The sequence below is a fragment of the Methyloceanibacter sp. genome (assembly GCF_035650995.1).
GTDB lineage: Bacteria > Pseudomonadota > Alphaproteobacteria > Rhizobiales > Methyloligellaceae > Methyloceanibacter.
The window spans coordinates 1-8811 of the sequence record NZ_DASRGO010000013.1; the positions used below are offsets into that span (position 1 = coordinate 1).

General features: G+C 65.1%; 9 protein-coding genes. 8 read left to right on the forward strand and 1 reads right to left on the reverse strand.

Annotated features, from left to right (window positions below):
• From serS to VFB18_RS00880, 4 genes are all read left to right on the forward strand, one after another.
• The coding region (gene serS, locus VFB18_RS00865) for a serine--tRNA ligase (RefSeq protein WP_324970387.1) at window positions 1-906 on the forward strand (906 nt) is incomplete at its 5' end.
• 169 nt (window positions 907-1075) lie between these two features.
• The gene (surE, locus tag VFB18_RS00870) at window positions 1076-1876 is read left to right on the forward strand and encodes a 5'/3'-nucleotidase SurE (protein WP_324970388.1); all 801 of its coding nucleotides are present in this window, start codon (window positions 1076-1078) and stop codon (window positions 1874-1876) included.
• A gap of 45 nt (window positions 1877-1921) precedes the next feature.
• Entirely contained in the window at window positions 1922-2617 is a 696-nt protein-coding gene (locus tag VFB18_RS00875) for a protein-L-isoaspartate(D-aspartate) O-methyltransferase (protein WP_324970389.1), read from the forward strand.
• Window positions 2618-2720: 103 nt separating this feature from the next.
• Complete coding sequence (locus VFB18_RS00880) at window positions 2721-4022, forward strand: M23 family metallopeptidase (protein ID WP_324970390.1); 1302 nt, start codon at window positions 2721-2723, stop codon at window positions 4020-4022.
• A 1-nt stretch (window position 4023) separates the two neighbouring features.
• Here the strand turns inward: VFB18_RS00880 and VFB18_RS00885 are convergent, their stop codons facing one another.
• Window positions 4024-4872, reverse strand: coding sequence for an ATP-binding protein (locus VFB18_RS00885; protein WP_324970391.1), 849 nt, complete (start codon window positions 4870-4872; stop codon window positions 4024-4026).
• Window positions 4873-4995: 123 nt separating this feature from the next.
• On the opposite strand from VFB18_RS00885, the gene yajC reads away from it, so the two are divergent.
• The 4 genes from yajC to VFB18_RS00905 form a co-directional block, all read left to right on the forward strand.
• Window positions 4996-5373: a preprotein translocase subunit YajC gene (yajC, locus tag VFB18_RS00890; protein ID WP_324970392.1), complete on the forward strand. Its 378-nt coding sequence runs from the start codon at window positions 4996-4998 to the stop codon at window positions 5371-5373.
• 57 nt (window positions 5374-5430) lie between these two features.
• A complete protein-coding gene (gene secD, locus VFB18_RS00895) occupies window positions 5431-7068 on the forward strand; it encodes a protein translocase subunit SecD (RefSeq protein ID WP_324970393.1) in 1638 nt (545 codons plus the stop codon).
• A 12-nt stretch (window positions 7069-7080) separates the two neighbouring features.
• Entirely contained in the window at window positions 7081-8034 is a 954-nt protein-coding gene (gene secF, locus VFB18_RS00900; protein WP_324970394.1) for a protein translocase subunit SecF, read from the forward strand.
• Between the two features lie 19 nt (window positions 8035-8053).
• The coding region (locus VFB18_RS00905; protein ID WP_324970395.1) for a phytoene/squalene synthase family protein at window positions 8054-8811 on the forward strand (758 nt) is incomplete at its 3' end.

Sequence of the window (8811 nt, forward strand, 5' to 3'; positions counted from 1 at the left end):
CGGCTCGAGCGCGCGCTCGCCCAATTCATGCTCGACCTGCACACAGGCGAGCACGGCTACACCGAAGTCGCCCCGCCGCTTCTCGTGCGCGACGACACCATGTTCGGCACGGCGCAATTGCCGAAGTTCTTTGAAGACCAGTTTGCAACATTTCCCGGCCATATCGAGCAGGTGTTGGAAACCGAAGGATTGAACGCGATTTGGCAACGAGCGCTAGAGGCTGCTCAACAGCTAGGCCTCGATGCCGCGAGAAAATTGGAGATCGGCTTCGAATCACTAGAACAGCAACGCGATAGACGTTGGCTCATCCCGACCGCCGAAGTGCCCCTGACCAATCTCGTGCGCGAGGAGATCGTCGAAGAGGCGAGGCTCCCGATGCGGGTAACTGCCGGCACGCAGTGCTTCCGCGCCGAGGCAGGCGCCGCAGGCAAGGACACGCGCGGCATGATCCGCCAGCATCAGTTCTTCAAGGTCGAGCTTGTGTCGATCACCACGCCCGAGCAATCGGCCGAGGAGCACGAGCGCATGACAGCCTGCGCCGAGACGGTGTTGAAAAGACTCGAACTTCCTTATCGGGTGATGGTGCTCTCCACCGGCGACATGGGCTTCGCCGCGCAGAAGACCTACGACATCGAGGTCTGGCTGCCGGGGCAGGGGATGTATCGCGAGATCTCCTCCTGCTCGAATTGCGGCGACTTCCAGGCCCGCCGCATGAACGCGCGCTATAAGCCGAAGGGGGCCAAGGAGACGCGCTTCGTGCATACGCTGAACGGCTCTGGCGTCGCCGTCGGCCGCGCCCTCATCGCCGTGCTCGAGAACTACCAGGAGGAGGACGGCTCGGTTCGCATTCCCGACGCGCTCAAGCCCTATATGGGCGGGCTCGATAGAATCGAAGCCCCGAAGTGATGGTTGGCCTCATATCCCAGAAACTGTCATGCCCGGCCTTGTGCCGGGCATCCACGATTTTCGCCCGTGCTGTCGACTCAATCGTCGACGGCGGGACAAGCCCGGCCATGACGCTGCACTTGCGAACACGTGCGAGCGCGTTGGATTGGATCATTGAAAAGACTCAGAAATGCGCATCCTGATCACCAACGACGACGGCATCGAGGCGCCGGGCCTCGACGTGCTCGAGAAGATCGCGACCGACCTCACCGAGGACGTCTGGGTCGTGGCGCCGGAGACCGACAACAGCGGCGCCTCGCACTCGCTCACCCTGCATGAGCCGCTGCGGCTCCGCGAGATCGGCAAGCGCCGTTACGCGGTCAAAGGCACGCCGACCGACTGCGTGATCATGGGCGTGCTCTACCTCTTGAAGAGCTCTCCGCCCGATCTCGTGCTGTCGGGCGTCAATCGCGGCCAGAACATCGCCGACGACATCACCTATTCGGGCACCGTCGCGGGCGCGATCCAAGGCACCCTCCTCGGCGTGCCGTCGATGGCCATGAGCCTCGCCATCGAGGGCGAGGGGAGCCCCGAGCAGGGCGTGCCCAATTGGGAGACGCCGATGCGCCACGGCTCGGACCTCGTGCGCAAGCTGCTCGATACCGGCTGGCCGGAAGGTATCGTGCTCAACATCAACTTCCCGGCCTGTGTGCCCGAGAAGATCGCGGGCTTCGTCGCCACCGAGCAGGGCCAGCGCAATCCAGGCATGCTTCGCATCGAGGACCGCCTCGATACGCGCGGGCTTGCCTATTACTGGATCGTCTTCGAGCGCCGCCGCACCAAACCTCCGGAAGGCACCGATCTCTGGGCGGTTCGCTCCAACCTGATCTCGGTCACCCCGCTTTGCCTCGACTACACCGACCGCAAGACAAAGGCGAAGCTCGCCAAGGTCTTGAACGGGCACGTCAAGAGTCTTTCACACAAGGCGTAAGAATCGTCGGATACTGACCAGCCACCTCTACGAGGGGTGGACGCCATGGCCAGGCCCCACGAACCGATCGAGCTGATCATGCAGCTCAGGCAGCGCGGCATCCGCGACCACGCGGTGTTGCGCGCTATGGAGCTTGTGCCGCGCGATCTGTTCGTCGATCCCGCCTTCGAGGACCACGCCTACAAGGACATCGCGCTCCCGATCGACTGCGGCCAGACCATCTCCCAGCCTTACGTGGTCGCCTTCATGACCGAGAAGCTCGAGCTCGATCCGCGCCACAAGGTGCTCGAGATCGGCACCGGCTCGGGCTACCAGGCGGCGGTGCTGTCGCATCTTTGCCGCCGCGTCTACACCATCGAGCGCTGGCGCGAGCTGCAGAAGGCGGCAGACCGGCGCTTCGCCGAACTCGGCATTACCAACGTCACCACCATCATCGGCGACGGTTGGCTCGGCTGGCCGCCGCAGGCGCCCTTCGACCGCATCATCGTGACGGCCGCGGCGCCCGAGGCTCCTTTGGCCCTGATCGACCAGCTCAAGATGGGCGGCCGCATGATCATTCCCTTGGGCGAGACCAGGGATGCTCAGCAGCTCGTGCAGATCGACAAGAATGAGGCCGGCATCAGCGAGACCCCGCTTCTTCCCGTGCGCTTCGTGCCCCTCGTGCATGGCCGCGCGGGGCTCGCCGCACGCAAGCCGAGGCGCGGCAAGCATGGCGGGCCCGAGGACGATGACGAGACCTGAGCCTTAGCGCGGCGCCAGAGGCTCGCCAAGCGAGTCCTTTATGCGTTGTTAACCGCTCGCGCGCTTTACTCGCTGAGAGCGGGGGTTCTGAGGGTTCGAGGGTATGCGTCAGGCGTTCTGGTCGGGTGCTGGCCGCGGCGCTTGCGGGTTCATGGCGGCGGCCGGCGTTGCCTTGTTGGTGGCAGGATGCAGCTCGGGCACGTCCTCGCGCCTCGGTTCTCTCAGCTTCAACGACAGCTCGGGTGCGGCCGATCCTTCGACCACATCCTCGATCCCGGTGCCGCCGGAGACCGTCTATAACTCGGCCGGGTACACACCCGGCGGCTATGGCGGGCAGGTCGGACGCGCGAACTTGCCGCCGCCCGACTATACGCCGAAGTCCGCGTCCTATTCTCCGCTGCCGCCACCCGACCGGTCGCGCATCGCCCGCCCGAACTATTCGGGCCCGATCGCGCCGAACGGCGAGAGCGCCTTGCGCGCGGACAAGAAACACCTCGCGGGCCTCCACGTTAAGGTCGGCAAGGGCGATACGCTCTCGAGCCTCTCGCGCCGCTATGGCGTGCCGGTCGAGACCATCATGGGCGCGAACGACCTGAGCGACGGCCGCCTGCATCCCGGGCAGGAACTGGTGATCCCCGGCGCCAAGGCGCAAGCCACCGCTCAAGCTGCAGCCCCCAAGCCCGCGGCGCCTAAGACGGCGCAAAGCGTCGCGGCGAACGAGCCCGAGCCCGAAACGCCGGCGGACACAAAGCCGAATGGCTCGGCCGAACCGCAAGTCCATAAGGTCAGGACCACGACCATCACGCCCCCGAACGCCGAGGCTGCGGGACAGGGGCCCTCGCTCGCCGAGGAGGAAGAGGCGCAAGCCAACCTCGCCAAGGCGAAAGGCAAGCCTGATCAGAAGACGAAGCCGGCAACGGACGCGGCGGCTGCTTCTCCGGATGTGACCGGCGAGGATGCCGGGCACGTGGCCACCAACGAGAATCTGCCCGCGCCCGATCCCATGACCGGCGCCACCTTCCGCTGGCCGGTCAAGGGCCGCGTGATCTCGGTCTTCGGCGCGAGGCCCGACGGCGGCCACAATGACGGCATCGATCTCGCCGTCCCGCAAGGGACCGCAGTGATGGCCGCCGAGAACGGCGTCGTCGCCTATGCCGGCAACGAGCTCAAGGGCTACGGCAATCTCGTTCTCATCCGCCACGCCAACAACTGGGTGTCGGCCTATGCCCATAACGAGGAGATCCTCGTCAAGCGCGGCGACAAGGTGAGGCGCGGGCAGGTTATCGCCAAGGCCGGCGCCACCGGCGCGGTGAGCCAGCCCGAGGTGCATTTCGAGCTGCGCAAGGGCTCGCGGCCGGTCGATCCCACCAAATACATGAGCAGCGAGGCGGCGAGCGCCGACTAGGTCAGTCGAGCGGTTTGCCGAGGCGCCCGGCGAGGTCCTGGATGAATTGCCAGGCGACGCGTCCCGAGCGGCTGCCGCGTCCGCGCGCCCATTCGAGCGCGTCCCGGTCGAGGTCCTCTTGAGCTACGCCGAGCCCATGATGGGCGGCGTAGCCCCGCACCATGGCGAGATAATCGTCCTGGCTGCAATTGTGGAAGCCGATCCACAGTCCGAAGCGGTCTGACAGCGACACCTTCTCCTCGACGGCTTCGCCGGGATTGATTGCAGTCGAGCGCTCGTTCTCGACCATCTCGCGCGGCATGAGGTGGCGCCGGTTCGAGGTCGCATAGAAGATCACATTGGCCGGACGCCCCTCGATGCCGCCTTCGAGCACGGCCTTGAGCGACTTGTAGGAGGCATCGACCGCCTCGAAGGAGAGATCGTCGCAGAACAGGATGAAGCGGTGCGCCGGCTCGGCGCGAAGATGGGAGAGAAGCCGAGGCAGGGAGCCGATATCGTCGCGGTGGATCTCGACGAGCTTCACCCCGTCGACCGCGCCATGCACCGCCTTGACAAGCGAGCTCTTGCCCATGCCGCGTGCGCCCCACAGGAGCGCATTGTTGGCCGGCAACCCGCGCGCGAAACGCTCGGTATTGGCGAGCAGTGTGTCGCGCATCGCGTCGATGCCCTTGAGCAGGGAAAGCGGCAGGCGGTTGACCTTGGCCACGGGGAGGAAGCTGTCGGTCTCGGCGTGCCACACGAAGGCCCCGCTGGCCTCGAAGTCCGGGCCCTCGGGCTCGGAGGGGGCAAGCCGCTCGAGCGCGCGGGCAATGCGTTCGATGAGGCCCGAAATGGGGTCCTGAAAGTTCATGGTTCAGCCCGTTGCAAAGGCTCATTTGGCCGCTATAGTCGCGCCACTTCGCGCGATAAGGGCCTGAAAAAGGCCGCGTTGGCCGAGGGCGGCCATCCTTAAGCCAAGCAAAGGACAGGAGCAATGACCGGATTCGCTTACGCTCAAGCCGCCCCAGGCGCCTTCGACTACCTGAATAGCCTCCTGATCCCGACCATGCTAATCATCGGGATCATGTATTTCCTGATGATCCGGCCGCAGCAGAAGCGGCTCAAGGAGCATCAGGCGATGATCGCAGCCATCCGCCGCGGCGACACCATCGTGACCTCGGGCGGCATTATCGGCAAGGTGGTGAAGGTCGACGACCAGGAGCTTCAGGTCGAGATCGCCGAGGGCGTCAAGATCAAGATCCTGCGCTCGACCGTCTCGGAAGTGCGCGGCAAGGGGGAGGGCGCCGCCGCTCCCGCCAAGGCCAAGGACAAGGATAAGGACAAGGAAAAGGACAAGGCCGCTTCGGAGTGACACGGGGGGCCTAACGCCCGCGCTTCGACCGCCAGCCTGACTGGAGTTTTGGGCTTCATGCTGCATTTCCAAAAATGGAAGCTGATCCTGGTATTCGGCATCGTCGTCGCCGGCCTCCTGTTTGCGCTTCCCAATGTCTTCCCCGCCGCGACCATGGAGCGCATGCCGGCTTGGCTTCCGCACAAGCAGGTCAATCTCGGCCTCGATCTGCAAGGCGGCGCCCACCTGCTTTATCAGCTCGACGAGAAGGAGATGGTCGGGGATTGGCTGAACACGACCAGAGGCGACGTGCGCGAGACGTTGAGGCGCGCGCGCATCGGCTATACCGATCTCCAGCTGAACGTGGCCAATCGCTCGGTGTCAGTAAAGATCCGCGATGCCGCCGAGACGGACAAGGCCTATGATGAGCTGCGTAAGCTCGCCCAGCCGGTCGGCGGCAACGTGTTCTCCGGCTTCTCCGGCTACGACATGGACGTCGCCAAGGACGGGAACGACGGCATCTCGCTGACCATCACCGACGTCGGCCTGACTCATCGTATGGGCGCGGCCATCCAAGCCTCGATCGAGACCATCAGGCGCCGCGTCGACGCCTTCGGCACCACCGAGCCCAGCATCCAGCGCGAGGGCCGCGACCGCGTGCTTGTGCAGGTCCCCGGCATTCAGGACGTCGAGCGGCTGAAGAAGCTGATCGGCGAGACCGGCAAGCTCGAATTCAAGCTGGTCGACCCGTCGGTCAACGCCGCCCAGGTGGCCGAGACCAAGCAGGTGCCGATCGGCGACGAGCTCATCTACGGCAATCCGCCGAGCGGCGCGCCGCCTGGATCGCCGCAAATTCCCTACGTGCTCAAGAGCCAAGTGCTGGTCAGCGGCCAAAATCTTGTCGATGCCCAGGCCTCGTTCGATCAGCGCACCGGCGAGCCGGTGGTGACCTTCCGCTTCGATGCCGCGGGCGCCAAGCGCTTCGCCATGGTTACCCAGGAGAATGTCGGGTTGCCCTTCGCCATCGTTCTCGACAACAAGGTGATCTCGGCGCCGGTGATCCGCGAGCCGATCTTGGGCGGAACCGGGCAGATCAGCGGCAACTTCACCGTGCAGGAGGCGAACGATCTGGCCGTGCTGCTGCGATCCGGCGCCCTTCCCGCCAAGCTCACCGTGATCGAGGAGCGCACCGTCGGCGCGAGTCTCGGCGCCGATTCGATCGAGTCGGGCAAGAAGGCGGCCCTGATGGGCTTGGCGCTGGTGATGATCTTCATGCTGGTGGGTTACGGACTGTTCGGTCTGTTCGCCGATCTCGCGCTCATCATCAACATCGTGCTGATCTTCGCCGTCTTGTCGCTGATCGGAGCGACGCTCACGCTCCCCGGCATCGCCGGCATCGTGCTCACGCTCGGCATCGCCGTCGACGCCAACGTGCTGATCAACGAGCGCATACGCGAGGAGATACGCGCCGGAAAATCGCCGTTCGCGGCGGTCGACGCCGGCTATTCGCGCGCGCTCATCACCATCGTCGATTCGAACGTGACGACGCTGATCGCGGTGCTCGTCCTGTTCTGGCTCGGTTCGGGGCCGGTGCGCGGCTTTGCCGTCACGCTGACCATCGGCGTCATCGCCTCGATGTTCACGGCCGTGACGGTGACGCGGCTCATGGTCGCTTACTGGCTGCGCTGGACGCGGCCGCAGCTCATACCGATCTAAGGATTCTGACCGATGTTTCGCGGCATTCATTTCATTCCACCGCACACCAAGATCGACTTCGTCGGAATGCGGGCGATCACCTGGATCGTCTCGGCGTTCCTGACCTTGGCGCCTGTGTTCCTCGTCGCCACGATCGGCCTCAACATGGGCATCGATTTCGAAGGCGGAACGCTGATCGAGATCAAGACCAAGGAAAGCCCGGCGAGCCTCGCCGACATCCGCAGCAAGATCAGCGGCCTTGGGCTGGGCGAGGTTCAGGTGCAGGAATTCGGCGCGCCGGACGCCGTCCTCATCCGCATCGCCTCGCAACCCACCGAGCAGGAGCAGCAGGCCTCGATCGGCAAGGTGAAGGAGGCGCTTGGCGACACTGTCGAGTACCGCCGTGTCGAAATCGTGGGGCCGACCATTTCCGGCGAGCTGATCGCGAGCGGCACCATCGCCGTGGTCATCGCCATGATCGGCATCCTCATCTATGTGTGGTTCCGCTTCGAATGGCAGTTCGCCGTCGCGGCCATCGCGTCCCTGATCCACGATGTGACCGGCACCATCGGGCTCTATTCCTTGTTCCAGCTCGAATTCAACGTCTCGAGCATTGCGGCGCTGCTCACCATCATCGGCTACTCGCTCAACGACAAGGTCGTGATCTTCGACCGCGTGCGCGAGAATTTGCGCAAGTTCAAGCGCATGCCGCTCGTCGAGCTGCTCGACCTCTCGATCAACGAGACCTTGTCGCGCGCGGTGCTGACCCACGTCACCACCTTCCTCGCCATGCTGCCCTTCCTGTTCTTTGGCGGCGAGACGATCTTCGGCTTTGCGCTTGCCATGTGCTGGGGCATCGTGATCGGCGCCTATTCGTCCATCTTCGTGGCTTCGCCTCTGCAATTGATCCTGGGCGTGCAGCGCGAGGCGTGGAGCACGAGCCCAGCCAAGGCCAAGGGAAGGGGCCCTGCGGCGGCGCGCATCTGAGCCTTGAGGCGGGCCGAGCTTGGATGAGGCCGAGCGAGCGGAGGCAGTCAGGCGCATCGCGCGGGGTGCGGATCCCGACCGTAGCCTTGCGGCCCTGTTCGCTCCGCGCGAGGCCCGTGCCGATCTTTTCGCCCTCTATGCCTTCAACGCCGAGCTTGCCCGCGTCGGCGAGCTTGTGAGCGAGCCCGGGCTCGGGGCGATCCGGTTGCAATGGTGGCGCGAGGCGATCGAGCGCGCGGCGGGAGGAGAAGCAGCCGGTCATCCCGTCGCCGACGCGTTCGGCGCCGCGATCGCCCGCCGCACTCTTTCCCGCGGTCGAATCTTGGCCCTGATCGATGCGCGCAGCTTCGACGTCGAGACGAAGCGCATGCCGGACATGGCATCGCTCGACGCCTACCTCGATGCGACCGCCGGCGCTCTGTTCACGCTTGCCGCCGAGATCCTCGGCGCGAAAGCTGAGGCTATCGAAGCGGCGGCGCGCCCCGCCGGTAGAGCCTATGGCTTGACCGGGCTGATGCGGGCGCTGCCGGTCCATGCCGCGTTGGGGCTCGTCTTCCTCCCCGAACAAGGGCTTCGGCGGCACGGAACATCGCAATTCGAGGTGCTTGCGGGACGAACGAGCGCAGGGCTTGAGCGCCTGCTTGCCGAACTCCGCGCGAGCGCGTGTGAGTCCTTGGCCGAGGCGCGGGCGGAGATTGCCAGGCTCGATCCGACCGCGCGCGGCGCATTCATTCCCTTGTCCCTGGTTGGGCCTTATCTTTCCACACTCAAGAAGGT